The organism is Hymenobacter baengnokdamensis, assembly GCF_008728635.1.
GTDB classification, from domain to species: domain Bacteria; phylum Bacteroidota; class Bacteroidia; order Cytophagales; family Hymenobacteraceae; genus Hymenobacter; species Hymenobacter baengnokdamensis.
On the sequence record NZ_CP044285.1, the window covers coordinates 3,826,286 to 3,849,656 of the forward strand.

General features: G+C 61.5%; 20 protein-coding genes. 8 read left to right on the plus strand and 12 right to left on the minus strand.

From position 1 onward, the window contains the following. The first annotated feature begins 2 nt into the window (after window positions 1–2). Window positions 3–398, plus strand: a complete 396-nt coding sequence (locus F6X24_RS16400; protein WP_151089035.1) for a hypothetical protein — start codon at window positions 3–5, stop codon at window positions 396–398. Between the two features lie 44 nt (window positions 399–442). Here F6X24_RS16400 and F6X24_RS16405 read toward each other — a convergent pair whose 3' ends face one another. The 6 genes from F6X24_RS16405 to F6X24_RS16430 all read right to left on the minus strand — a co-directional run bounded on the left by F6X24_RS16405 (window position 443) and on the right by F6X24_RS16430 (window position 8,005). Continuing rightward, window positions 443–1,279, minus strand: coding sequence for a molybdopterin-dependent oxidoreductase (locus F6X24_RS16405; protein WP_151089036.1), 837 nt, complete (start codon window positions 1,277–1,279; stop codon window positions 443–445). Window positions 1,280–1,305: 26 nt separating this feature from the next. Then, window positions 1,306–2,022, minus strand: coding sequence for a cytochrome b/b6 domain-containing protein (locus F6X24_RS16410; RefSeq protein ID WP_151089037.1), 717 nt, complete (start codon window positions 2,020–2,022; stop codon window positions 1,306–1,308). A gap of 111 nt (window positions 2,023–2,133) precedes the next feature. Then, the gene (locus F6X24_RS16415; RefSeq protein WP_151089038.1) at window positions 2,134–3,387 is read right to left on the minus strand and encodes a metal-dependent hydrolase family protein; all 1,254 of its coding nucleotides are present in this window, start codon (window positions 3,385–3,387) and stop codon (window positions 2,134–2,136) included. A gap of 80 nt (window positions 3,388–3,467) precedes the next feature. Beyond that, the gene (locus tag F6X24_RS16420) at window positions 3,468–5,672 is read right to left on the minus strand and encodes a penicillin acylase family protein (protein WP_151089039.1); all 2,205 of its coding nucleotides are present in this window, start codon (window positions 5,670–5,672) and stop codon (window positions 3,468–3,470) included. A gap of 165 nt (window positions 5,673–5,837) precedes the next feature. Continuing rightward, the gene (locus F6X24_RS16425; protein ID WP_151089040.1) at window positions 5,838–6,914 is read right to left on the minus strand and encodes a YeiH family protein; all 1,077 of its coding nucleotides are present in this window, start codon (window positions 6,912–6,914) and stop codon (window positions 5,838–5,840) included. A 191-nt stretch (window positions 6,915–7,105) separates the two neighbouring features. After that, entirely contained in the window at window positions 7,106–8,005 is a 900-nt protein-coding gene (locus F6X24_RS16430) for a LysR substrate-binding domain-containing protein (protein ID WP_151089041.1), read from the minus strand. A 127-nt stretch (window positions 8,006–8,132) separates the two neighbouring features. Here F6X24_RS16430 and F6X24_RS16435 point away from each other — a divergent pair, with 127 nt between their 5' ends. Next, the gene (locus F6X24_RS16435; protein ID WP_151089042.1) at window positions 8,133–8,675 is read left to right on the plus strand and encodes a hypothetical protein; all 543 of its coding nucleotides are present in this window, start codon (window positions 8,133–8,135) and stop codon (window positions 8,673–8,675) included. A 75-nt stretch (window positions 8,676–8,750) separates the two neighbouring features. Here the strand turns inward: F6X24_RS16435 and F6X24_RS16440 are convergent, their stop codons facing one another. Then, complete coding sequence (locus tag F6X24_RS16440) at window positions 8,751–9,017, minus strand: hypothetical protein (protein WP_151089043.1); 267 nt, start codon at window positions 9,015–9,017, stop codon at window positions 8,751–8,753. Between the two features lie 324 nt (window positions 9,018–9,341). Here F6X24_RS16440 and F6X24_RS16445 point away from each other — a divergent pair, with 324 nt between their 5' ends. Next, a complete protein-coding gene (locus F6X24_RS16445) occupies window positions 9,342–10,394 on the plus strand; it encodes a pectinesterase family protein (RefSeq protein WP_191906361.1) in 1,053 nt (350 codons plus the stop codon). 47 nt (window positions 10,395–10,441) lie between these two features. Here F6X24_RS16445 and F6X24_RS16450 read toward each other — a convergent pair whose 3' ends face one another. Then, window positions 10,442–11,158, minus strand: a complete 717-nt coding sequence (locus F6X24_RS16450) for a DUF92 domain-containing protein (RefSeq protein ID WP_151089045.1) — start codon at window positions 11,156–11,158, stop codon at window positions 10,442–10,444. A gap of 621 nt (window positions 11,159–11,779) precedes the next feature. Between F6X24_RS16450 and F6X24_RS16455 the strand changes: the two genes are divergently transcribed. Next, window positions 11,780–12,052, plus strand: coding sequence for a hypothetical protein (locus F6X24_RS16455; protein WP_151089046.1), 273 nt, complete (start codon window positions 11,780–11,782; stop codon window positions 12,050–12,052). Window positions 12,053–12,181: 129 nt separating this feature from the next. Further along, complete coding sequence (locus F6X24_RS16460; RefSeq protein ID WP_151089047.1) at window positions 12,182–12,910, plus strand: M48 family metallopeptidase; 729 nt, start codon at window positions 12,182–12,184, stop codon at window positions 12,908–12,910. A 45-nt stretch (window positions 12,911–12,955) separates the two neighbouring features. Here the strand turns inward: F6X24_RS16460 and F6X24_RS16465 are convergent, their stop codons facing one another. Beyond that, window positions 12,956–14,248, minus strand: coding sequence for an MGH1-like glycoside hydrolase domain-containing protein (locus F6X24_RS16465; RefSeq protein WP_191906362.1), 1,293 nt, complete (start codon window positions 14,246–14,248; stop codon window positions 12,956–12,958). A 294-nt stretch (window positions 14,249–14,542) separates the two neighbouring features. On the opposite strand from F6X24_RS16465, the gene F6X24_RS16470 reads away from it, so the two are divergent. Together F6X24_RS16470 and F6X24_RS16475 are read left to right on the plus strand one after the other, a co-directional pair. After that, window positions 14,543–15,934 (plus strand): amidohydrolase family protein, encoded by a 1,392-nt coding sequence (locus F6X24_RS16470; protein WP_151089049.1) that lies wholly within the window; start codon window positions 14,543–14,545, stop codon window positions 15,932–15,934. A gap of 61 nt (window positions 15,935–15,995) precedes the next feature. Next, complete coding sequence (locus tag F6X24_RS16475; RefSeq protein ID WP_151089050.1) at window positions 15,996–17,087, plus strand: alpha/beta fold hydrolase; 1,092 nt, start codon at window positions 15,996–15,998, stop codon at window positions 17,085–17,087. Window positions 17,088–17,112: 25 nt separating this feature from the next. Here the strand turns inward: F6X24_RS16475 and F6X24_RS16480 are convergent, their stop codons facing one another. After that, on the minus strand, window positions 17,113–18,717 hold the full coding sequence (locus F6X24_RS16480; protein ID WP_151089051.1) for an amidase: 1,605 nt from the start codon (window positions 18,715–18,717) through the stop codon (window positions 17,113–17,115). Window positions 18,718–19,322: 605 nt separating this feature from the next. Continuing rightward, window positions 19,323–20,564, minus strand: a complete 1,242-nt coding sequence (locus tag F6X24_RS16485; RefSeq protein ID WP_151089052.1) for an MFS transporter — start codon at window positions 20,562–20,564, stop codon at window positions 19,323–19,325. A gap of 424 nt (window positions 20,565–20,988) precedes the next feature. Here F6X24_RS16485 and F6X24_RS16490 point away from each other — a divergent pair, with 424 nt between their 5' ends. Continuing rightward, window positions 20,989–22,242 carry an arsenic transporter gene (locus F6X24_RS16490; protein WP_151089053.1) on the plus strand — a complete coding sequence of 418 codons (1,254 nt, stop codon included), beginning with the start codon at window positions 20,989–20,991 and terminating at the stop codon, window positions 22,240–22,242. A gap of 699 nt (window positions 22,243–22,941) precedes the next feature. Here F6X24_RS16490 and F6X24_RS16495 read toward each other — a convergent pair. After that, window positions 22,942–23,286, minus strand: coding sequence for a hypothetical protein (locus tag F6X24_RS16495; protein ID WP_151089054.1), 345 nt, complete (start codon window positions 23,284–23,286; stop codon window positions 22,942–22,944). Between the last annotated feature and the right edge of the window lie 85 nt (window positions 23,287–23,371).

The window sequence follows — 23,371 nt, forward strand, 5'->3', positions numbered from 1 at the left end:
GAATGGCCTCCAATCTCGATTACCTTGACCCCGCCCTGCTTCCGCTCGAAGCGAAAGTAGAAGCTTTCCTCGCCGCCAAGGAGGACCTGCGCAAGCTGACCGTGGCCGAGCGCAATGAGCCGACCCACGATGCCAACGTGGCGGCTTCGGCCGCCGGATTTGACCAGCGCCCCCCCACCGGCTCGTTCGACCAGCACGCCGATGAGCTGGCCTTGCAGCACCAGGATGCGCAGGATGCCATCGACCGCCTGCAGCAGGATATTCTGGCCCTGCTGCCCACCCGCGATGAGTGGGTAAAGGTGAATCTGGGCTACGGCCCCAGCCGCGTGGGCGCCTGGCGCGTGCCCAACCCCAACGGCTCGGGCGCTGACTACTACGAGGTGCGCGTGGTGATGTAAGAAGGACGCAGGCGCGGCCAATAAAGTCCGCGCCTGCGTCCTTCTTAATGTCCCGAGTCCCAGTCGTACCCCTGCTCGGCCCAGTAGTCGTCGGGGCGGGTATCGGCAAAGGAAATGGTGCCGATGCGCTTGAGGTGCTTGATGCCGTACTTGAGCGGCGTAACCAAGCGTAGGGGCGCGCCGTGCTCCAGGCTAAGGGGCTGGCCGTTAATCTCGTAGCAGAGTAGGGTTTGCGGATGAATAGCACTGTGCATGTCCAGGCCCACGTAATATTCCTCATCGGGCGTTACCAGGCTCACGTAGGGGGCCAGGTCGGCGGGCGGGTTGGCTATGTCTTTGATGGGCTGGCCGCTGCGGGTGGCCAACGGGTATCTGGCCAGGAAATCGACGAAGCGCGTCCCGGCCCAGTTTACGATAATGCTCCAGCCCTCGATGCACTTGAGTTGGGTGGTCATCTCAATGCGCGGCAGGGCCTTGATGTCAGCCAGGGTAAACTCGCGGGCGTTGCCGCCGCCGTAGGGCTGCACGGCCAGGCGCCAGGCGGCCAGGTCGAGGGGCGACTGCAAGCCGGCGTCGCCGTTGGTGCGCACCTCGCGCACGGCCAGGCTTTTGGCAAACTCGGGGGCCAGCCGCGTTTCGCGGAAATACGCCGCCGTGAGGCGGCTATTGGCATCCATTACGCGCCGGAAGGGCGCGGGCGTGCCGTCGGCGTCGGGGCGGCCGAGCAGGTAGCGCCAGCCCAGCACGCCGCCCAGCCCGGCCAAGCCCAGGCCAATAAACGAGCGCCGGGTGCGGCGCGTAGCCTCCCGGTCGAGCGCCGCATCGGGCGAAGAGCCTGGCGGAATGGGATTTTCGGGCGAGGGCGTTACTTCCTGAGTCATAAATGGGATAAACTAACCGCTGGATACTAAACCCTGGCATCGGGCTGACGCTGGGTGAGCACGGGGCCGCCGGCTCCAACCGCCGGCGCGGGCACCTCCTCCATCTCAAAACCTGCTACCATGGAGCGGAAATTATTCCAGCCGGCGCGGCCCACCTGCGCCACGTGCACGATAAAGAACAGCACGTAGCCCACCGTCAGCACAAAATGCTCGACGCGGGCGGCCTCGTAGCCGCCCAGCCCCTGCGTGAGCCAGCCAAACTGCGTGGGCTTATAAATAGCCAGGCCGGTGAGCAGCGAGCCCAGCCCCATGACAATAACGGCAGTGTAGGCAATGCGCTGCGCCCCGTTGTACTTCTGCACCGGCGGGGCCGCTTTGCGCAGGCCCAGGTCGTGCAGCGTCACCTCAATAGCTTCGCGCACGGAATGCCGGTTGGGCAGCAGGTAGCGCCACTCGCCCGAAAACAAGGTATAGAGCACGTAGAGCAAGCCATTCAGAAAGAATACCCACATCAGCAGAAAGTGCCAGGCCATGCCCTGCGCCAGCTTGTGGTCGAGGTGGGTAGCGTCGTAGAACGACTGCGGGAAAAACTTGTAGAGCGTGGTATCGCCCCAGCCCAGGCGGTATATATCATTTGCCCAATATATCCACAGGCCGCTCCAAATCATGAGCGCCAGCACGGGAAAGTTCACCCAGTGAAACCAGCGAATGGCCAGCGGGTGCTTTTCGACAAGTTTTTTCATAAAAGTCAGCGGTGCAGATGCACCTACGAATGTAACTGCGCAGCCGGGCAGGACAAGGTAAATCCGGGTACTGGCCACGCTGTATTCGAACCTGGCAACCGCGCTAACTGCCTAAGGTTGCTTATAAAGCACGCCGCCCTTCATCACGAGCTGCACCTGGCGCAGGGCCTGCACTTGCTGGGTGGGGTCGCCGGCCACGGCCACGAGGTCGGCGAGCAGGCCGGCGGCGATGCGGCCGCGGTCGGCGAGGTGAAAAATGTGGGCGTTGCCGCTGGTGGCCTGGCGCAATACTTCGAGGGGCGTAAAGCCGTAGTCCTGCACCAGCAATTCCATTTCCAGGGCGTTGTCGCCGTGCGGAAACACGCCCACGTCGCCGCCCATCGCAAACGTTACGCCAGCCTGGCGGGCGGCCTGCACGGCGCGGTGCTTCTCCGTAATGCGCTGCGGGTCGGGGCCCTGGCCTTTTTTCCAGCCCCGGTAGCGCGAGATGGCATCCGAAGCGGCCACCGTGGGGCACAGCGCCACGCCGCGCTCCTTCATCAATTTGAAGACCTCGGGCGTGCCGCCGTCGCCGTGCTCGATGGTTTCGACGCCGGCCAGCACGGCGCGGCGCATGCCTTCGGCGGTGCTGGAGTGGGCCACCACGCCGCGCCCGGCCGAGCGGGCCGTCTGTACTATCAGCGTCAGCTCTTCGAGCGAATACGTGGGCTGCGCCGCGCCGCCGGGGCCCCAGCGGTAGTCGGCATACACCTTTATCACGTCGGCCCCGTGGCCGATTTGCTCCCGCACGGCCCGCACCAAGTTATCGACGCCATCGGCCTCCTGGGCGCCCTGGGGCAGGTCTTCCACGGCGGCTAGGTGGGGGCCGTAGCTGCCGGTAGCTACCAGCGCCCGCGTGGCCACCAGCAGGCGCGGGCCCGGAATAATACCCTCGTCAATGGCTTGCCTGAGGCCCACATCGGCGTAGCCCGCACCTTCGGTGCCGAGGTCGCGGGTGGTGGTGAAGCCGGCCAGCAAGGTTTTTTGGGCGTGCACGGTGGCGCGGGCCACGCGCAGCGCCAGCGGCTCGTTCAGCACCTGCTCGTTCCAGCTGGTTTCGTTGTAGGGGTGCAGCAGCAGGTGCGAATGCCCTTCGATGAGGCCGGGCAGCAGCGTGAGGCCGGGCAGCTCCAGGGTGCGCGCGCCGGCCGGGGCAGTCACCTGCGCGGCCGGGCCGGCGGCCGTTATTTTCTGGCCCTCTACCAGCACCACCCAGCCGGGGTGCAGCACCTGGCCGTCGAACACGGCGGCGGGGTGCAGCAGGGTGGCGGTTTGAGCCCAGGTGAAGCCGGGCAGCAGGCAGCATAGTAGAATCAGCAAGCGCATTTTCTTGGGGGTCAGGGAGAGACAGCAAAGTAAGCGCCGGGCGGGCTGCGGGCTGTTGAAGCCGGCTGTCCGCCCCTACCCTACTCGCCCGGATGGTACTGCCGCTCGACGTGCTTGGCCACGTCTTCGGGGTAAAACCACACGTCCTTAAACTTCCCTTCGCAGTACAGCGGGGCCTGGTCGGTGAAGTGCTTATCGGCGGGGCGACTGGCCTGGCCGCCGGTTACCACCGAGCGGGCCACCACGCGGGGGCCAAACTCGACCACCGCCACGAAGCTGTTGCCGACGTTGCCGTAGCGCTTTTTGGTGCCGGGGTAAGTATGCGCCCCGAAAGCCGCCAGCGAGCCCCAGGCCGACGAAGTGAAGGCCACCGGCCGGCTGGGCTGCTGGTCGTCGAAGGTTTCGTTAATCCTGCCGGTCAGGCGCTGGTAGCGGTTTACTTCGCCCCAGGCTACTTTCCAGCTGCCAAAATCGCGGGTGAGCTGGGCCTGGGTTTCGGCCAGGGCGGTAAGCTTTTCCTCGGGTGAGGTGTGGGCGATGACGAAGGCGGTAAAGGCCAGGTAGCTGGGGCTCTGGCCGGCGGGCAGGCGGGTGCGCGCCAGCCGCTGGAGCCGCTCGGCCCAGTAGATGGCCAGCGTTTGGGCGGTGGAGGTGGCGCTGTAGTTCAGGTTCCAGCGGCGCAGCAGGTCGATGGCCTCCCCTACTCCTTCGGGTGCCGTGCCGCCGGGCGCGTCGATGGTCAGCTGGTAGTCATTAAACAAGGCCGGCAGCAGCTCCTCAAACCCCGCCAGGTGCGGGTCGTCGGCCGCCGCGATGAGCGTATCAAGCGTGAAGGCTTGCTTGCGGCTCAGCACCCGCACCGCGTTAATGCCCCGGTAGTTTTCGGCATCGGGCGCCATGTAGGGCGGATAGTTCAGCTTATCGGGGCTGCTGCCGGGGCCGGAGACGGTGTAGGGCGTCGAGTTGCAGTTCTGGATAAAGCCGCTGGCGGGGTTGCGCACCTGCACCAGCTCCTCCACCTTGTGCAGGCCTTGCCACTCGGTGGCTTTGGTGCTGCCGTCGACGGGTTGGTTCCAGTCGTAGCCGGCCGGGCGGCGGGGCATAAAGTTGCCGTGCCAGTAGGCAATGGTGCCGGTATTGTCGGCAAAAACGGTGTTGTTGGAGGCGTTGCCGTTCAGGCGCATCACCTCCCGAAAGCTGGCGTAGTCGTGGGCCTTGGTGCGCAGGTAGCTCTGCTCCAGGGCTTCGAGCGGGGTATCCATCATTTTTACGGTCACCCACTTATCGCCCTGCTGGCCCACTACCGGGCCGTGCGGCGTGCGGTAGGTAGTGAAGTGCCGGCGCTGCCGCCGGCCGTCCTTTACATAGTATAAAGACAATGTATCGGTGGGCATCGGCACCTGCTTGCCCTCGTACTGATAAAAATACTTGCCGCCTTGCTGGCTCACCGTTTCGAGGTATTCGTCCATCGAGTCGGCTTGGCTGGAGGTGTGCATCCAGCCGCATTTCTCATTGAAGCCCTGGTAAACAAAGAACTGTCCCCAGGTCACGGCCCCGTAGGCGTTGAGGCCCGCGGCGCTGGTCAGTTGCACTTCGGAGCGAAAATAAAAAGACGTGTGGGGGTTGATAAGCAGCAGCGGGTGGCCGCTGGCGCTTTTGGCCGGCCCGATGGCGAAGCCGTTGGAGCCCACCGGCTCGCGGTCGGCTTGCAGGGGGTCGGGCAGGGGGCGCTGCCACGACGTGCCTTTGGGCTGGCTGTAAAACGCCTTGAGCCGCTCTACAGGCACCACGCTCACGTTGCCGCCAATGCTGCCCTCGCTGAAGAGCAGCGGCATCCAGGGCTGGAAGCGGTGCAGCAGCCGGGGCTGCACGGTGGGGTGCGTGGCCAGGTAGTAGTTGGTACCGTCGGCGAAGGCGTGCAGCAGGTCCTTCATCCAGCGCGGGCTGCGTTGGTAGATACCCACGGCCCGCGCCGAATCGAGAAACAGGCGCTGACGCAGGTCTTCGTAGAGGGCAGCCTCACCCTGCACTTCGGCCTGCCGGCCCAGCGCCGTGATGTAGTTGTCCTCGACCCGCGCAAAATCGTCTTCGCACTGGCTGTAGAGCAGGCCGAATACGGCATCCGCATCGGTCTTGCCCGTGATGTGGGGCACGCCCCAGGTATCGCGCACGATGCTGACGCGCTGGGCCTGCTGCTTCCAGCGGGCTATTTCGGCGGGGGTAAATGTCTGGGCGCTGGCCTGGCCGGCTGCCAGCAGCAAGAGTAAAGTATAGATTTTTTGCATGAGAATTGGGTCGTTTACCCCGATTTCGCCCAAGGGACAACCCAGCCGCAAGTTAGGTTGCCCCGACACGTAACGCCTACCTGGTGCAGTTTCCAAATCCGAGTACCCCCAGTCAAGCTGGACACGAACTTGGAATCTGCTCTATGTCAGGTATTGCACCTCTGCTTACACTACCCGCATAATGACGCAGAGCGAGCCCACCGAAATCACCAGCCACAGCAGCAGGCCCAGCACGTAGGGCCGCGCTCCTACCGAGCGCACTACCCTGGCCGACAGCCCCGCGCCGATAAAGAACAGCGTGAGCGTGAGGCCGATTTTGGCCAGGCCTACCAGCACCGGCCCCAGCGGCCGCACGGCCGGCACGAAGGTATTGAGCAGCATAGCCCCGATAAAGCCAAAGATGAAATATGGAATCTTCACCTTTACTTCCTGCTGCTTAAACAGCAGGGAAGTGCCGATAGACACGGGGATAATCCAGAGGGCACGGGCCAGCTTGACGGTGGTGGCTACTTGCAGCGCCTGGTCGCCGTATACTTTGGCGGCACCTACCACCGACGATGTATCATGAATGGCAATGGCGCACCACAGGCCAAACTGGTTTTGGGTCAGGGCCAGGGCGTGGCCGATGGGTGGAAAGGCAAACAAGGCAATGGCATTGAGCACGAATATGGTACCCAGCGCAACCGACATCTCTTCATCTTTGGCCCGCAGCACCGGGCCGACGGCCGCGATGGCCGAGCCCCCGCAGATGGCAGTGCCGCACGAGATAAGGTGCACCACGCGCCGCCCCAGCCCCAGCCATTTGCCAATAAAGTAGCCCAGGGTGAGCGTGCCGAAGATGGAAACCACTGTGAACAGCAGCCCCTCGCGGCCGGCCTGCACTGCCGCCTGGGCGTTCATGCCAAAACCCAGGCCGATAACTGAAAATTGCAGCAGATTCTTGGTCAGCGACTTGGTAAAGGCCGGGAACGGATTACCGAGCGTCTGAGCCAGCCCTAACCCCAGCGCCAGCGCAACGGGCGGCGAGGCCCAGGGCGTGAGGCAAAGTACCAGCAGCACCCCAAATGCCACCTGCCGCAGGGTGATGGTGCGCCCCAGCAGGCGGTGCGGCGCGTGGAAATAGTGCCGAAATCCGGCCGGCTCACCCGGCTCAGGCAGCGGGGTGGAGGCCGGTTTATCGGTCGAAGTACCCGGCCGGGGCAGGTCGGCCGGGTGGGTGGGTGGGGAAAGCAGCAGCGGCATGGGGCAGAGAATAACTACCCCACAAAGGTACCAGACTGTCTATCAATACGTTTATCCAAAAAGGTTATCTAGTATAACCTGTTGTTATACAATAACAGTCGTTGGCGGCTTCTCGCTGCTCGTTTACTGCAACGGCTTTGGTCCGGGCCCTCAGTCGCACACCGAAAAGCAGCCAACCCGAAGGGAAAAGCTCAGCATTGACTGTGGGCAAAGCTTAGAAAGCGCTGCGCGGCCCGTGAAAGGGGCTCCCCCTGCACCCACACGGCCTCAAACTGCCGGGGTAAGCGCAGGCCTGCGATGGGCACAATCTCCAGCTGGCCGGCCGCCAGCTCGCGGGTAAGCGCCCGCCGCGATACGAAGCCCAGGGCGTCGGGGGCGGCTTCCAGGTAGCCTTTGATGGCCTCCGTACTATTCAGGTAACACGCTACCTTCAGGCTGCTGAGCCTGACTTTCAGCTCGCGCAGGGCAAATTCCAGCACTTCGAGGGTACCCGAGCCGCGCTCGCGCAGGATGAGCGGGTGCGCCAGCGCTTCGGCCAGCGGCAGGGGCACGGCGGGCGACCCAGCCGGCGTGGCCCGGCGCACGGCTACCAGCTCATCGGGCAGCAGCAGCTCGTAGTGCAGGTCGCGCGAGCGCGAGCGGCCTTCCACGAAGCCCAGGTCGAGGTCGCCGCGCAGCAGGCCGTCGGCAATCTGCTCGGAGTTGGCATTGTGCAGGGTCAGCAGCACCTGCGGGTAGCGCTGCTGAAAAGCCGGCAGCCAGCCGGGCAGCACGTACTGGCTGAGCGTGGTGCTGGAGCCCAGGCGCAGCCGGCCCGCGGCGGCGCCGGGGTCGCGCAGGGCATCCAGCTGCTCTTCGAGCTGCCGCTGGGCGGCGGCAGCGCTTTCGGCGTGGGCCAGCAGCAGGCGGCCGGCCTCGGTGAGCGCTACCCGGTTGCCGAGGCGCTCGAGCAGGCGCTGGCGGTACTGCGCTTCCAGCTCGCGGATGTGCCGCGTCACGGCCGGCTGGCTGATAAACAGCTCCTGCCCGGCCTTGGTAAAGCTCAGGTGCCGGGCCACGGCGGCAAACACGCGCAAGCGAAAATCGGACATGGGCCAAAGTACGGCAGCCGGCTGCTTTTGCGTGCAGTAGCTTGCCCGCCCAATACCTTTTGTGGGCAGCGCGCCGTAAGAGGCCTGTTACCTTTATAAAGCTGCTCCCAAGAAGCGGCTATTGCTTATGACCCTGAACAAGACTTTCCTGGTGCTGGCGGCAATGGCCGCCCTGGCCTCGTGCCGCGAAGCCAATACCAGTGTACAAAGCCGGCCCACCACTACCGGCGGCAGCGAGGCCAGGGCCCTACGCTTCGACACGACTTTTATTAAAGCTACCGGAGCGCGCACCTACCCGCATACCTACACCGGCAGCATGCTGGTGGGCCAGACTAAAAAAATAGCCGTTCCGGTACAAATAAACTGGACTACGGTGCAGGAAAGCGGCTGTGCGCAGGTAGCCGCAGTGCAGGTGTATCAGCTCAATGCCGACGACCGCCGCACCCACCTCATGGCCAAAGCCATGCGCGATGCCGTGTGCCGGCCTGGCCAGCTGCCGGCGGGGAACTCCTCCCCTGCCACCAGCAGCGCCCCCTACACCGGAGCCGCTTATCTTAAGCTGACCTGCGAGGCCCGCGAGATTCACCGCACCACGTCTATTACCTTCACCATCAATGGCCTGGGCTACCACGACACGCTGGATGGCGATGCAGCCGCCCCGGCGCAGTAGTCCCTTCTCACCAGTACATCAAAAAGCCCCGGCCAGTAAGCGGCCGGGGCTTTTTGATTACTGGTGCGGAAGCTATTAATTGAGGTAAATGCGGTGCGTGAGCTCGAAGCGGTGCGGCGCGAAGGCATTGTAGTAGGGCGCTGGCCCATCGAAGGTGAGCACGTGCACCAGCGGAATGCCTTCGAGGCGGCTGTCGACGACGCGCACGGGGTACACTTCGCCTACCGTAGGCCAGTCGCCACCGTGGTTGGCGGGCCGGTTATCGGCGTCAATGCAGCGGGCATAATCCAGGTAAGGGGCGGCCGTAGTGGCTTCGGCCAGGGTGTAGCTAGCAACTTCCATAAGGCAAAGATATTGAGAAACAAATAACTACGCTGCCGGCCACCGAATGTTGGCGGGGGCCGCGAATAGTGAGCTTAACACCGCCGTCGGGCCGGAAGTTTGCGCCGCGCTCATTTTTACCAAATGGCCGTCGGCTTCCCGCGCGTGGCGATAGTGGGGCAAGGTAAGCAACGCTCACCAAACCGGGCCGACTTTAGCGGTGTGCTTACCTTCCGGCATTTGCCGGGCACTGCCGCACATGCCCGGCGGCGCCGCCGGAGCGGGCACGCCGCAATACATAGTAAATAATTAATATTCAGAATGCGTTTCCATCTTCTTTTACTAATGCTTACCTGGCTGGTAGCCAGGGCCAGCTGGGCGCAGGCTACCAGCAAAGCCCAGGTAGTAGTGGCGCAAAATGGCTCGGGCGATTTTCAAACCATTCAGGCGGCTATCAACAGCCTGGCGACGGCGGGCGGGCCTTTGCCGGTGGTGTTTGTTAAAAATGGCATTTACCACGAAAAAGTAACCGTTGACGGCATGCCCGGCCTGGTGCTGCGCGGCCAAAGTGAGCGGGGCGTGGTCATCACTATTTCGCAGTCGAATGCCGGCTTTCGCTGCGACCCGGCCAATGCCACCCGTTGGGACGTGGCCACCCTGAACCTGCGCAACAGCCCCGACGTGACCCTGGAAAAGCTGACCGTCGTCAACAGCTACGGGGCCGACCATCCGCAGGGTGAAACCATTGCCTGCCCCGGCGCTCCCAACGGCCAGAAAACGGTGGCCAGCGCCGACCACCAGATGGCGCTCTACACGGCCGCCAACACCACGCGCTTACGCGTGCAGCACTGCACCTTTCGCACCCTGGGCAACGACACTGTCAGCCCCTGGGACAAGGAAACGGGCATGTATTACTTCAAGGACTGCACCCTCGAAGGTTCGGTGGATTTTTATTGCCCGCGCGGCTGGGCCTACGCCGAGAACTGCCGCTTTATCTGCCACAACCTCAATGCCGCCATCTGGCACGATGGCTCGGCGAACTGGGAGGCCAAAACGGTGCTCAAAAACTGCACTTTCAGCGGCGATGCGGGCTTTAAGCTGGGCCGCTACCACCACGAGGCGCAGTTTTACCTGCTCAACTGCCGCTTTGCCCGCACAATGGCCGATGCCGACATTTATCCGGCCCCCTCGGGCGACTCGGCCCCGCGCTGGGGCCGGCGCGTGTATTACTACAATTGCCACCGCCAGGGCGGCGACTACAGCTGGCTGCGTAATAACCTGGATACGGCCGACCAGGCCCCCACTCCGGAGCAGATTACCGCCAACTGGACTTTCGGCGGGCACTGGAACGTGGACCCTAACGCGCCGCCGTTGCCCGCACCGCCACCTTCCAAGTAAGCAGGAGCCCGGCTAAGAGGAATGCAAAAAATATATTTTTTACTATGTTACCTTCCCAGCCACCACAGCACCCCGGCAGCCAGCGCCCCAATGGCCGTATTGAGAAAATTGACGGCGTTATTACCCAGATACTGGCGGCGCTCGAGGGTAGCCCCCAGCAGCGAGTCGCTGAGGTTGCCGACGGTGCCGGCCAGCGGCAGCCACCACAGGGCGGGCCCCCAGCCAACGCCCAGGCAGTAGGCCACGGCCAGTACCGCACTACCGGCCAGCCCCAGCAGCGTGCCTTCCAGGCTAATAACTCCATCGAGGCCGCGCTTATCGGGCCTGAAGGTGAGGATATTATAGAAGCGGTGGCCATACACGTTGCCCAGCTCCGACGCCAGCGTATCGGCGGTGGCGGCGGCAAAGCTGCCGGCCAGCAGCAGGCCGCCCAGCGGGGCCAGCGCCGGATACTGCCAGCTTAGCAGCCCCAGCAGTCCGGCCACGCCGGCATTGGCTAGCACCTGGCCCGCCGTGCGGCGGCCTTTATTGGCCTCGGCCAGGCCCAGGCGGCGCTTGTCGGCCACTTTCCAGGCCGAAGCGGCCGTACCAAGCCCGAAAAACAGCCCCAGCAGCGCCAGGCCGGTAAAGCCCGTTCCCAGGTAAATAAGCAGGCCCACCCCACCGCCAACTAAACTCGCCACTACCGTCAGCTTACGGGCGCGCACACTATATACCATTCCCAGGCTCACTAATAAGAGCACAAAACCGAGGCGAATTATCATTAGCAGCGAAACAGCAGGCGAAAAATTACCAGCAGTTAACGTAAACCTTAAAAGGCCAGCAAAGATATTTGCAAGGGCAACTACCTGCTTTACGAGGCCACCCAAGTGCTACAGCAATTGGACTCGCCGCTAGTTTTAAGGGTTAATTATGTTTCAGGAAAACGCTATTTTTTAGTAGTGAGTCGGCAAGCAGAAAAATACTTTCAAAAATTTCAGAGGCAGCTTCTATTAATAAATAGACTAGCAGCTATTTTCACGTAACAAAAATGTTTTTACTTGGTAGCCGATGCCTAGCAGGCAATCATAAAGCGCCCGAAAATATCTGTAGGCTTCTCTTCTTAAGCGCGCAGAAACAAGCGCTTGCCGGCTCCAGGGCAGTGAACAATAAGCATATTTATTGGTTCGCTAAAAACTACAGCGCTGGACTTAGGAAAACATATTTTTAATTTTCAGCTCCTGACTTTCTGCTAAAATCACCTACAGCAGTACGGTTTGCAAAGGCAAAATTCAAGTCCGCTTGCTTTCTACTGGCTGCATCGGCGCTTGTAATTGCTGCCATAGCATTATCATTTTTACATTTGTTGCGTAACCCTCCTATTCACCTTATTTTTCTTTTAGCACATGGCGCTGAATTTTGATGAATTCCAGAAAGTAGTAGAAACTGCCCAGCAAGCCGAGGCAGTAAAAGTTGACCTGAAGCGCGTGCTTAAAAAGGTAACTTCGGCCCTCGACGGACTGCAAGCCGCGCTGGGCGAAATGGAAACGGTAATGGCCGACGACTATATGCCGGCCGGCCGCAAGCCCCGCAAACCCCGCGCCGCCAAAACCGAAACGGACGGCACCCCGTCGGGAGCGCCGCGCAAGCCGGGCCGCCCCAAAAAATCGGCGGCCTAAGCTGGCGCTACCACCCAGGCCGGGGCCTGCCTTTACACGAAGGCGGGCCCCGGCTTTTCGTTAAAAAGCACCTATACTGCGCCAGCGGCCGTATTTTCACGGGCTGAACTATAGCAGCAATCCGGTATAATGCCTCACCTTCAAATTGATGACCTGCTGGTGGAGGTTGTCTACAAGCGGGTTCGCTACCTGCGCCTGACGGTGCGGCGGCCCGACGGGCGTATCCAGGTTGGGGCACCGCCGCGCACTACGGAGGCTGCCATCCGCAGCATGGTGCTACAGAAGCAAGCCTGGATTCGCAAGCACCAGGCGGCTTTTCGGGCGCAGGAAGTGCCGCCCGCGCTGCAATACGTCTCGGGCGAAACGCACTTTTACCAGGGGCAGCCGTATCGGCTCTGCGTGGTGGAGCGGCCCGGCCGGGCGCAGGTAGCGCTGGCCGGCACCGAGCTGCACCTGCTGGTTCCGGCCGGTACTACCGCCTTGCAGCGGCGGCAAGTAGTGGCCGGCTGGCACCGGGCGCAGCTCCAGGCGCTTATTCCGCCGCTGCTGGCCAAGTGGGAGCCGGTGGTAGGAGCCCAGGCCGCGGCCTGGGGCATCAAGCAGATGAAAACCCGCTGGGGCACGTGCAGCATCCGCGCCCGGCGCATCTGGCTTAGCCTGGAGCTGAGCAAATGGCCCCTGCCCTGCCTGGAGTACGTGGTAGTACACGAGCTGGTGCACCTACACGAGCGCCTGCACAATGCCCGATTCTGGGAATTGGTAAACCAGGCTATGCCTACGTGGCAGGCAGCCCACCAGGCCCTGAAGCAGGGCCGGCCCGACGCCGGGCCCCGGCCAGAACCCGTACGTACAGCGTGAGCCCGGTACCGGCCCGGCAGCCGCCGGGCGGCCGGAGCAGCGGCGCTACTTTAGCGAATCGTAGAGCCGGGCCATTTCGATGACCGGGTTATGCCCCAGGTAATCGCGGCAGGGCTGATTGTACTTGGAAGTCGGCTTTCTTTTTACGTCTTCGGGCTTGCCGCCCAGCGGGTTATAAAACTCCCAGATGGTGCCGGTGCGCTCAAACTGCCGGGCCGAATCATCGAGCGCTTTTTCCAGAATAAGCCGGGCCGCCGCGCGGCGGCCGTAGCGCAGGCAGCCCCTGGCGGCCCAGTAGGCCATGCTGTTCCAGGCCGGCCCACGCCACATGCGCAGCTCAAACTTTGGGTCGCGCCGCCCTACTGTGGCAATGGGGTGCTCGGTAAGAAAGACCTCTTTATTGAGCAGGTAGGTATCGATGTAGCGGTCGGCCTGCGCCTGGGTGGCGGCCCCGGTTACCAGGGGCCACATGCTTTCGAAGGGCAGGTTGCGCAGCGCCGGATTTTTCACGGCCCAGCTGTCGTAAAACATGCCATCGGCCGGCACATACAGGCTCGTTTGAATAAAGGCCCGCAGCTCGGCGGCCCGCTTTTCATAATAAGCCGCATCGAGGCCCAGCTGCCGGGCCCACTGGGCGGCTATGGTGTAAAGCGCATACACGTGGCTGGTGGCGTCGACGCAGGCCAGAGCCCCGGGGGCCACCTCATCGAACCGGATGCCTTCGTCGACGCCGCTTTCCCATTTTTTCAGCAGAATATCGTTGTAGAAAAAGCCGCCGCTTTCGACCTTGCGGTTATTCTCAAACCAGGTGAGCTGGCGCACCAGCGGGGTATAGAAGCGCTTAACTACGGCGCTGTCGCGGGTGACGTGCACGTACTCCTGCACGGCCAGCGGCCAGAGCGGCGGGTGGCCCTGGGTATCCTTGTTCCAGCGCACCGAGTCGCGCCCCGACAGCCCGCCGGGCATGTAGATAGAGCCGGGCACCAGCCCATTGGGCTCCTGGTTTTTAGTATCATTCAGCAGCTGGTGCAGCGCGTGCTCGGGGTAAGAGGGCAGCACATCGAGCGCCTCGTGCACCACGTCCCAATGCCCAAACGCATTGCCGTAGACGTAGCCGGGCCCCAGGTCTTCCCACTCGTAGTCGAAGGGCCAGGCGGCGGGGTGGGTAGCTTTTTGGTGCAGCGCCGCTACGTAGCGCAGCATGGGTCGCCAGGCCGGCTTGCCCACCCGGCCCGCATCGCGGCTGAGCTGCGCCCAGCTTCCGGCGGCACGAGCGGGCTGGGGTGCCTGGGCCGATAGCCGGGTGAGACTGGCTGGCAGCAGAAGCAAAGAGAGCATTTTGGTTAAACGCATATTGTTTTTACAATATTATTAATGTCAAATATGTATTTTTATTGAGGCGTTCTTTTTTCAGCAAATCGACAGACGGGCGGGCACAGAGGTGCGTGCTTTAACGCGGCGCTGTTTTGGGCTGCTTTGGCAGCCTCGTTCAACGCCGAGACGCAAAGATGCGGCTCTACACGAACCTTGCACCTACTGTACTATTGCTGCTGATGCTATTATTGGGGCAGGTGCGGTTCCTGCTACCTTCGCCTGCCCGTTTAGTTAGGACCCACTGCTCACTTTTGGCCGATGCGACTTTTCCCCTACCTGCTGCTGGCCTTGTGGCTAGGCACTTTGGCCACGCACGCGCAGAGTATTACCATCGTGCACGCCAACGTGATTGACGTGGCTACCGGCCAGGTGCAGCCCGACCAGACGGTGGTTATCACCGGCAAGCGCATTGTTCGGGTTGGGCCATCGGCCCGCATTACGCCTCCCAAGGGCCGTCTTATCGACGCCCGTGGCCAATACCTCATGCCGGGGCTGTGGGATATGCACACCCACGTCTATTTCGACGGCACGGCCAGCGCCGGCACCAGCCTGATTTTGCCGCTGCTGGTGGCCAACGGCATTACCGGCATCCGGGACATGGGCAGCGAGCTGGACTCCATTCTGCACGCGCGGGAGGCCGTGGCGGCCCACCGCCTGCTGGGCCCGCGCCTGGTGGTGAGCGGCCCGATGCTCGACGGCCCCAAATCGCCTTACAAGGCCTCCATTGCCATTGCTACGGCCGAAGACGGCCGCCGGGCAGTCGACCAGCTTAAGGCGCGCGGGGTCGATTTTATCAAGGTTCAGTCGCTGGTGCCCCGGGCCGCGTACTTCGCCATTGCTGCCGAGGCCAGGGCCGTGGGCCTGCCCTTTGAGGGGCACGTACCCGATGCCGTGCGGGCCAGTGAGGCCGTAGCGGCCGGCCAGCGCAGCTTTGAGCACCTGATTGGCATTTTTGAGGCCAGCTCGACGGCCGAGGATGCCTACGTGGCCGGCAGCCCCAAGTCGCCGGCCAGCCTGCTGGCCACCTTCGACCCGGCCCGCGAGGCCACTATTATTGCGCTGCTGGCCAAGCACCGCGAAATATGGCAGTGTCCCACGCTGTTCTGGGAGCGCGGCCAGTGGCTGGTTGATAGCATTGCGTGGCGGCAAGCCCCCGACCTGGCCTACGCGGGCCGCAGCTGGGTAGAGCAGCGCTGGCCCAGGGCCCAGCTCAGCATTGCCAAGAATATGGATACCGACCCGCTGCCGATGCGGGCGCGCTTCGTCGGCCACGAGCTCGACCTGGTGCGCAAGCTTCACGCGGCGCAGGTGGGCTTCCTGGCTGGTACGGATATGCCGGCCGGGGTCGACCTGGTGCCCGGCGTGAGCCTGCACCTGGAGCTTCAGCGCTTTGTGGCGGCGGGCTTCACTCCCCTGCAAGCCCTGCAAACGGCCACGCTCAACCCGGCCCGGTATTATGGTCGCCTCCAGGACTTTGGCTCGGTGCAGGCCGGCCGCCTCGCCGACCTGGTGCTGCTCAGTGCCAACCCCCTGGCCGACATTGCCAACACCCAGCGCATTGTGGGCGTGCTGGCCGACGGGCAATACCTGTCGCGGCCCGACCTGGATGAGCTGCAGCGCCGCTTGCGGCAAGTAGCAGCCAGCAAGTAGCGCCCTGGCCCGGCACCCCGCCCCGTACATCAACCTGCAAATCACTGTAAAGAGTGCATTTATGAAAAATCCTTTACTGCTACTGTTGCTTTGCTGCGTGCAGCTGCTACCTGCTGCTGGCTGGGCCCAAAGCAAGTACCCGGCTCCGGTAGAGGGCGATTTTATGCTGCCGAAGTTTCGCTTCGAAAGCGGCGAAACACTGCCCACGCTCACTATTCACTATACCACGGTTGGGCAGCCCCGCCGGGATAAAGCCGGGAAAATCGTGAACGCGGTGCTCATCATGCACGGCACCACGGGGGCAGGCTCCAACTTTTTGAGCGAGCAGTTTGCCGGCCACCTGTTTGGGCCGGGGCAGCTGCTCGATGCCGCGAAGTACTACAACATCCTGCCCGATGCTATCGGCCACGGCCGGTCGAGCAAGCCCAGCAACGGCCTACGGATGAAATTTCCAAAATATAACTATGACGATATGGTCGTCGCCAACTACCAGCTCCTGACCGAGAAGCTGGGCGTAGCGCACGCCCGCCTGGTAATGGGCACCTCAATGGGTGGCATGGAAACCTGGGTGTGGGGCTATAAATACCCCGACTTTATGGACGCGCTGCTGCCCCTGGCCAGCCTGCCGGTCGAGATAGCCGGCCGCAACCGCATGCTGCGCAAGATGGCCATCGACCTGATTGAGATGGACCCGGCCTGGCAGGGCGGCGCGTACACTACCGAGCCGAAAGTGGGGCTCACCGGGGCTGAGTCGTCGCTCATCTTTATGACCAGCAGCCCGAAGCAGCTGCAAAAGCAAGCCCCCACGCGCGAGCTGGCCGAAGCGGCCCTGGCCAAAATCGAAGCCCGCTACTACAGCTCGCTCGATGCCAACGACATGATTTATCAGTTTGATGCCTCGCGCGACTACAACCCTGCCCCGCACCTGGCAGCCATCAAAGCGCCGCTGTTTGCCATCAACTCGGCCGACGACCAGGTGAACCCGCCGGAGCTGGGCATTCTGGAAACCGAAATCAAGCGGGTGGCGAAAGGCCGCTATATTCTGCTGCCCATCACTGACCTCACCACCGGGCACGGCACGCACTCCAACCCGGCAGTTTGGGGAAACTACTTGCAGGAATTGCTGACACTGAGTGAAAAGCCGGCGCACTGAGCCGCAGCCCTGCCCGTGCCGCCGGCTACTTGCCCGCGGCCGGCGGCACAGGCAGGGCCGGAAACCGGGCCGGGGCCCGGCGGTGGTGCGTAGCCTGCTCGTAGGCGTAGGCGTAGGTAATGAGCGTGGGCTCATCAAACGAGCGGCCCAGAAACTGGAGGCCGGCGGGCAGATTATCGTAGGTGAAGCCCATGGGCACGGTGAAGGCCGGCTGGCCGGTGTGCGGGGCAATCAGCTGGCTGTTGTCGCCCTGGTAGCCCTTGAAATCCCCGATTTTGGCGGGCGGGTTATTCCAGGTCGGGTACACGAGCGCGCCGAGCTGGTAGCGGTCCATCACGGCCGTTACGGCGTTGCGGAAGGCAATGCGGCGCGGGTCGGTGTAGGCTTCGCCGCGGCCGGCTACGCTGGCGCTCGGCGCAACCCCGTGCGCTAGCTCGTCTTGCAGATTCTCTTTAATATAAGCCGAGTATTTGCCCGAAGCCAGCACCTCGTCGATGTTGTGCACGGGTGCCTTGGGGCCAAGCGCAGCCAGGTATTGGTTGATGTCGTGCTTAAAAACCGAAGCCCACTGGCCGCTGCTGACCTGGGCAAAATTCGGGATTTCCACCTCTACTACCACGGCGCCCGCCTTGCGCAGGTCGGCCACGGCCTGCGCAAACAACGCCTTCACCTGCGGGTCGGGGTGGCGCTCGCTGAGCGTGCGCAGCACCCCGATGCGCGCCCCCTGGAGCCCGTCTTTTTTCAGAAACTGCTGGTAGCCGCCGGCCGGAATCTTGCCGGCGCAGTAGGCGGTGAGCGGGTCGGCCGGGTCGGGGCCGGTGGCCATTGCGTCGAGCAGCCGGGTGGCGTCGGCTACCGAGCGGGCCATGGGGCCGCCGGTATCGTTGCGCAGGTACAGCGGCGCAATACCCGCCCGGCTCAGCAGCCCCAGCGTGGGCCGAAACCCCACCAGGGCGTTGTGCGACGAAGGCCCCCGGATAGAGTTGCCGGTGTCGGTGCCCAGGCCTGCCGTGCCGAAGCTGGCGGCCACCGCGGCCGCCGTGCCGCCGCTCGAGCCGGCCGGCACGTGCGCCAGGTTGTAGGGATTGCGCGTTTCGCCCGCAATCGAACTGATAGTGACCATCGGGCTAAAGGCCCATTCGGCCATATTAGACTTAGCCAGCACAATAGCCCCGGCAGCTTTCAGCTTTTTCACCAGGGTGGCGTCTTCCGTCGGCGCAAAGCCTTTGAGGGCGAGCGAGCCGGCCGTGGTTTGGAGGCCAGCCGTGTTGTAATTATCCTTCACAATGAGCGGGATGCAGTGCAGGGGCCGCAGCTTGCCGGTGCGGCGATATTCAGCATCAAGCTGCCGCGCCTGCGCCAGCGCCTGCGGATTGGTAACGACGATAGCGTTGAGCCTGGTGGGCTGGTCGTAGGCCGCAATGCGGGCCTGGTACGCCTGTACCAGCTGCTCGCAGTTGCAGTCGCCCCGCTTCAGGGCCTGCTGCACGTCGGCAACCGAGGCTTCGGTTACCTCAAAATGCGGATGGGCTGCCGGCTGTTGGCGGGGTGCCTGGTTGCAGCTGGCTCCTAGCAGCGCAGCGCACAGCAGCAGGAATAAGTACAGGCTGTTTTTTTGAGTAAGGCTCATGCCATAGCAATAACGGAGTAAGCCGGGGAAACCACCTAGCACTTTGCCGAAAATACTTGCTTTTGCGCCCTGCCTGCGCGTGCCTAACGGCTAGCCTTTCGCACGCGCAGGCTGGCAATTTTATCAGTTTTGGCTATAGGCAGAAGCGTCCGGCGTGCTTTCCACCCTATACCTGCTTGCGCCTGACCCAGAAAATCACAAAATTCAGAATAGTCGAAAGGCCAAAGAACTCCGCGAGTATAAACCGATGGCGATGAGCAGCCATAAAACAGCAATAGCCTGCGAGTAGAGTAGTTAGCAGATAAAACCAATAGCGTTTCATGCTACCAAGCTAAGCACAAAACCTCGCTTCAGGCTTTGTCAGCACCCCTAACAATTTATGCCATAACTTTTTATATTGAGTATAAAAAACTTATATGTTTTATATGACTTTTTCCCAACCAAAAGGTAGCTCCTCGCCTATAGGCATTGCGGGGGAAGGTTCGCGTAATACCTTGAGGCCGCCCTGCGTATCAATGAAGCTGGTAAGGAAATCTGCGAAATGACGTTCTTTTTTAGTTTCGGGTACGTCCTAAACAGGTTCAATGAGTAAAAGAACCTTATTGTCAGGTTGTTTCACTACCCTGAATACTTGGTTTTGGAATGAGTAGTGGATAGCATACCGCCGCGATGAGCAGGGCGGTAACTCCTTGGCCAAGCATGGCCAGCGGGGCGCCTGTTTTTTGAGAAATGGCGCCGATGAGCAGGCTGCCGAGCGGTAGCATACCGAATAGGGCCATGGCAACATAGCTCATTACCCGGCCGCGCATGTGGGCAGCGGCCTCGGTTTGGAGAATGGCAATCGCGGCGGCCATCGGGGTAAGGGACCCCAGGCCGATAAGCAGGGCAAACGGGAGGGCCAGTGGAAAGTAGCTCGTACGGGAAAACAGACTCAGCCCCCCGCCCAGGACAACTACGCTCCCCAGCATAAATTTTCGCAGGTCAGCTCCCTTTTTAGCCGAAGCTAACACGAACGTACCAGCCAGCGCTCCTAGCCCAACGCACCCGCTGAGATAGCCATACGTGGCGGCGTTGCCGCCAAAGACCACCTTGGCAAACACCGGCTCCAGCGTATCGTAGGGCAGCACCAGCAGGCTCATACCGGCCATGAAGAAGAGTAGCCGGCTAAGCGCCGGCGTTGCCCGCAGGTACTGAAAGCCCTCGGCCAGCTCGGCCGTCACTTTTTTCGGGACGGCGGCCGGCTTAAACGGCGCAAACGTCATGAGCAGCAGCGATGCCAGCACGGCCAGAAAACTGACCGCGTTCAACCCGAAACAGAACCCGGCGCTAAACCGCTGTAAAATCAGGCCCGACAGGGCGGGGCCAATCAGCCGCGCCATATTGACCATGGCTGAATTGAGTGAGATGGCATTGGGCAGGTCCTCTTTACGGTTCACCATCTCGTGAATCAGGGGTTGCCGGGCAGGTACATCAAAGGCGTTGATAACCCCCAGGATTATACTCAGGACCAGTAGCTCCCAGATGACGTAGTGACCGGATAAAACCAGTGCTGCCAGCAGGATAGCCTGCCCCATCGAGGCCGTTTGGGTCACCAGCAGTATGCGGTAGCGCGGGTAGCGGTCGGCTACCACCCCGCCCAGCAGCGACAGCAGAAAAGAAGGAAACTGCTGCGCAAACATCGCCAGGCCAATCATCGCGGCCGAATGCGTCAGCGAATAAATGACCCAGATAACGGCCGTGCGCTGCATCCAGGTGCCAATTTGGGAAATGGATTGACCAGTGAAAAACAGCGCATAGTTCCGGTTGCGGAAGGCACGGAAAGTACCTCCGAGTGAGTCAGCTTTCATATGTATACTTAGAGGGTGTAGGAAGTGGAGCTGGGCAGCCCGCCTCAGCCCCAATTTCCTAAACCGCTTCTTAGACGGAGTAGGATAATAAAAATCTATTTTTTTCTATACATGCTATTTGCAACAAGTTGCGGACTTGATGGGGCTCCGCATACTTACCTAAAGCAGCAAGTAAAGAGTAGGGCTAAGCAAAAAAGCTCGAAAATGACTCGTATCGAATAATAGCCTTTTTATTATCCTGCTCCCTCTTAGGGAACTAGCATACAAAAAAGTCTCTGCGCCATACCTGGCGCGGGGACTTTTTGTATGATTAAAGGAAGAGTTCTACTCACGGGTGGCTACGCCGGGATTCGGTACCACCCGCCTTCCCTCGTCCTATTAAAAACTATTCAGTAAGGCCCGTCCGCGCGACGGGCACAACGTAATGGCAACAAGTAGTATCTGGATTATTTCGGCGCTTTCCATTGCGCTGGTCATCAGCCGGCCCTTCAAAATACCGGAATTTGTGTGGGCGGTGGGCGGGGCTGCCTTGCTCCTTATTTTCCGGCTGCTGACGCCTCGCGAAGGCCTGGCGGGGGTGGCCAAGGGGCTGGACGTGTACCTGTTTCTGACGGGCATGATGCTACTGGCCGAAACCGCCCGTGAGGAAAAGCTCTTCGACTGGCTGGCTGCCTACGCCACCCGCCTGGCCAGGGGTTCGGGCCAGCGGCTGTTTCTGCTTATCTACCTGGTGGGCGTGGTCGTTACCGTCTTTCTTTCCAACGATGCCACGGCGGTGGTGCTTACCCCGGCCGTGGCCAGCGCCGTGCGGGCCGCCAAGGTAAAAAATCCGCTGCCCTACTTGTTTAGCTGCGCCTTTATTGCCAATGCGGCCTCCTTCGTGCTGCCCATCTCCAACCCGGCCAACCTGGTTATTTACGGCGCCCATATACCACCCCTGTTTACCTGGCTGCCGCGTTACCTGCTCCCGGCAACGACTGCCATCGTGGCTACCTTCTTCTTGTTGCGGCGCACGCAAAAGGACGCCCTGAGCCCGGAGATTGAGCGAAACATTGAGCTGCCAGCCCTCGAACGCGGCGGGCGGGTGGCCCTGGCCGGCATCGGGCTTACGGCGGTAGCCCTGCTGGAAGCCTCGGCCCTAAACTATTCACTGGGGCTTGCTACAGCCCTCACCGGCACGCTGACGGCCGGCGTAGTCGTGCTCATCGCCCGCAAAAGTCCGGCTGCCATTGTGAAGAATGTATCCTGGTCGGTGCTACTGCTGGTAGCTGGGTTGTTTGTGCTGGTAGAAGCCCTCACCAAAACGGGCATCACCCACTGGCTTACCACGCTGCTCACCGCCAGCACCGGGCAGTCGGCCGCCAAAACCGCCTGGATTAGCGGAGTGGGGGTAGCGCTGCTCTGTAACGTGCTGAACAACCTGCCCGCGGGCCTTATCACCGGCAGCGCGCTGCAATCGGCCCACAGTTCGGCAACTATTACGAGTGCCCTGCTAATTGGCGTAGACCTGGGCCCCAACCTTTCCGTGACGGGCTCGCTGGCCACTATTTTATGGCTGGCGGCGCTCCGGCGCGAAAACGTGGAAGTAGGCACCTGGCAGTTTCTAAAGCTCGGCGTATTACTAATGACCGTGCCGCTGCTGCTGGCCATTGCGTCTTTATTTCTACTTCCCCATTAATCCGCTTTCTTTTTAGGGCCAGGGGTAAGCGTTGTGGGTAGCAGCGCTTTTGGGGTAAGGCGGGCGTGAGAGCCCGCGCACGCCCGACCCGTAGGCCACACTCTGCTCCGTTTACCTGTGCGTTGGCGTCAGGCAGCGCAAGCGGCAGTGGCCTGATAGCATAACTACTTATAGTAGAAAGTATAATGAGCGCGATAATACTACCGGCCAGGTTATCACCAGTATTACTGTCCTGCCCGAAAATCTGCTTTCCTATCGGCGAACGGGCCCATTTGCAAGTAATAAATTCACTAGCGCTTAATGGCAGAACATTTGGGTTATCTTTGCGTTACATGGTAAGTAAGTACTTACCTACCTTTTTTCTCATCCCCTTAACGCGCTAACCATGATACATTTGCAGCAAGCTCTTGCTCAACACTGGCACCTGAGCGCCTCGCACTATTTTCAAATGCGCCTAATCTGCTCCCTTCTCCTGGGACCACTACTGGGGGTGCTATGTCTGATACTTTTCACCAAGCGCCGGGCAGCTAGCTCACACGGCACGCCACGGGTCAGGCTGCTTACCAGCATTTTTGACCTTCAGCCCGCAACGCCCCGGCCCTTATAAGCTACAGTGACACGCCAGGTACTGCTGGCCAGCAATAAAGAAAGCCCCGCCTTTTAATCGGCGGGGCTTTCTTTATTCTCCCAAACCGGGGCCTAGGCCGGCCCGTGTGCGGCCTCCGCTTGCGCCTGCTGAGGCTGGCTCACCTTGCCATCGTTCACACCCACAAACACATAGCTACCGCTCATCATTGAGAAAATATAGTATGGCTCGTAGCTCCCGGGGTAGAGCGGGTGGCGCACGGTTACGGCGCCATAAGGGTCGGTGTAGCCTGCTTTCTTCAGCAACTCATCGGCCTGTACGATATCCATCTTAATAGGCCAGGAAATCACGACGTCTTCCAGCCAAGGATGCGCAATGAACTGGATAGGGCCAAACTCGCCCCATTGCGTCATAATGGCGAAGGCAGTGCCGCCCTTTACCTGAAACACGGCGCGCAAGGCTTTGAGGGGGCAAAATCCTTCGGCCCACCGCCGCCTATACCGCTAGCTACCCCCGCACCTGCATACGTGCAAAACTCAACCC

Excerpts from the sequence above, each read along its gene's own strand:
- F6X24_RS16400 (WP_151089035.1), top strand. The coding sequence starts at position 3 with ATGGCCTCCAATCTCGATTACCTTGACCCCGCCCTGCTTCCGCTCGAA.
- F6X24_RS16405 (WP_151089036.1), bottom strand. The coding sequence starts at position 1,279 with ATGACTCAGGAAGTAACGCCCTCGCCCGAAAATCCCATTCCGCCAGGC.
- F6X24_RS16410 (WP_151089037.1), bottom strand. The coding sequence starts at position 2,022 with ATGAAAAAACTTGTCGAAAAGCACCCGCTGGCCATTCGCTGGTTTCAC.
- F6X24_RS16415 (WP_151089038.1), bottom strand. The coding sequence starts at position 3,387 with ATGCGCTTGCTGATTCTACTATGCTGCCTGCTGCCCGGCTTCACCTGG.
- F6X24_RS16420 (WP_151089039.1), bottom strand. The coding sequence starts at position 5,672 with ATGCAAAAAATCTATACTTTACTCTTGCTGCTGGCAGCCGGCCAGGCC.
- F6X24_RS16425 (WP_151089040.1), bottom strand. The coding sequence starts at position 6,914 with ATGCCGCTGCTGCTTTCCCCACCCACCCACCCGGCCGACCTGCCCCGG.
- F6X24_RS16430 (WP_151089041.1), bottom strand. The coding sequence starts at position 8,005 with ATGTCCGATTTTCGCTTGCGCGTGTTTGCCGCCGTGGCCCGGCACCTG.
- F6X24_RS16435 (WP_151089042.1), top strand. The coding sequence starts at position 8,133 with ATGACCCTGAACAAGACTTTCCTGGTGCTGGCGGCAATGGCCGCCCTG.
- F6X24_RS16440 (WP_151089043.1), bottom strand. The coding sequence starts at position 9,017 with ATGGAAGTTGCTAGCTACACCCTGGCCGAAGCCACTACGGCCGCCCCT.
- F6X24_RS16445 (WP_191906361.1), top strand. The coding sequence starts at position 9,342 with ATGCTTACCTGGCTGGTAGCCAGGGCCAGCTGGGCGCAGGCTACCAGC.
- F6X24_RS16450 (WP_151089045.1), bottom strand. The coding sequence starts at position 11,158 with ATGATAATTCGCCTCGGTTTTGTGCTCTTATTAGTGAGCCTGGGAATG.
- F6X24_RS16455 (WP_151089046.1), top strand. The coding sequence starts at position 11,780 with ATGGCGCTGAATTTTGATGAATTCCAGAAAGTAGTAGAAACTGCCCAG.
- F6X24_RS16460 (WP_151089047.1), top strand. The coding sequence starts at position 12,182 with ATGCCTCACCTTCAAATTGATGACCTGCTGGTGGAGGTTGTCTACAAG.
- F6X24_RS16465 (WP_191906362.1), bottom strand. The coding sequence starts at position 14,248 with ATGCTCTCTTTGCTTCTGCTGCCAGCCAGTCTCACCCGGCTATCGGCC.
- F6X24_RS16470 (WP_151089049.1), top strand. The coding sequence starts at position 14,543 with ATGCGACTTTTCCCCTACCTGCTGCTGGCCTTGTGGCTAGGCACTTTG.
- F6X24_RS16475 (WP_151089050.1), top strand. The coding sequence starts at position 15,996 with ATGAAAAATCCTTTACTGCTACTGTTGCTTTGCTGCGTGCAGCTGCTA.
- F6X24_RS16480 (WP_151089051.1), bottom strand. The coding sequence starts at position 18,717 with ATGAGCCTTACTCAAAAAAACAGCCTGTACTTATTCCTGCTGCTGTGC.
- F6X24_RS16485 (WP_151089052.1), bottom strand. The coding sequence starts at position 20,564 with ATGAAAGCTGACTCACTCGGAGGTACTTTCCGTGCCTTCCGCAACCGG.
- F6X24_RS16490 (WP_151089053.1), top strand. The coding sequence starts at position 20,989 with ATGGCAACAAGTAGTATCTGGATTATTTCGGCGCTTTCCATTGCGCTG.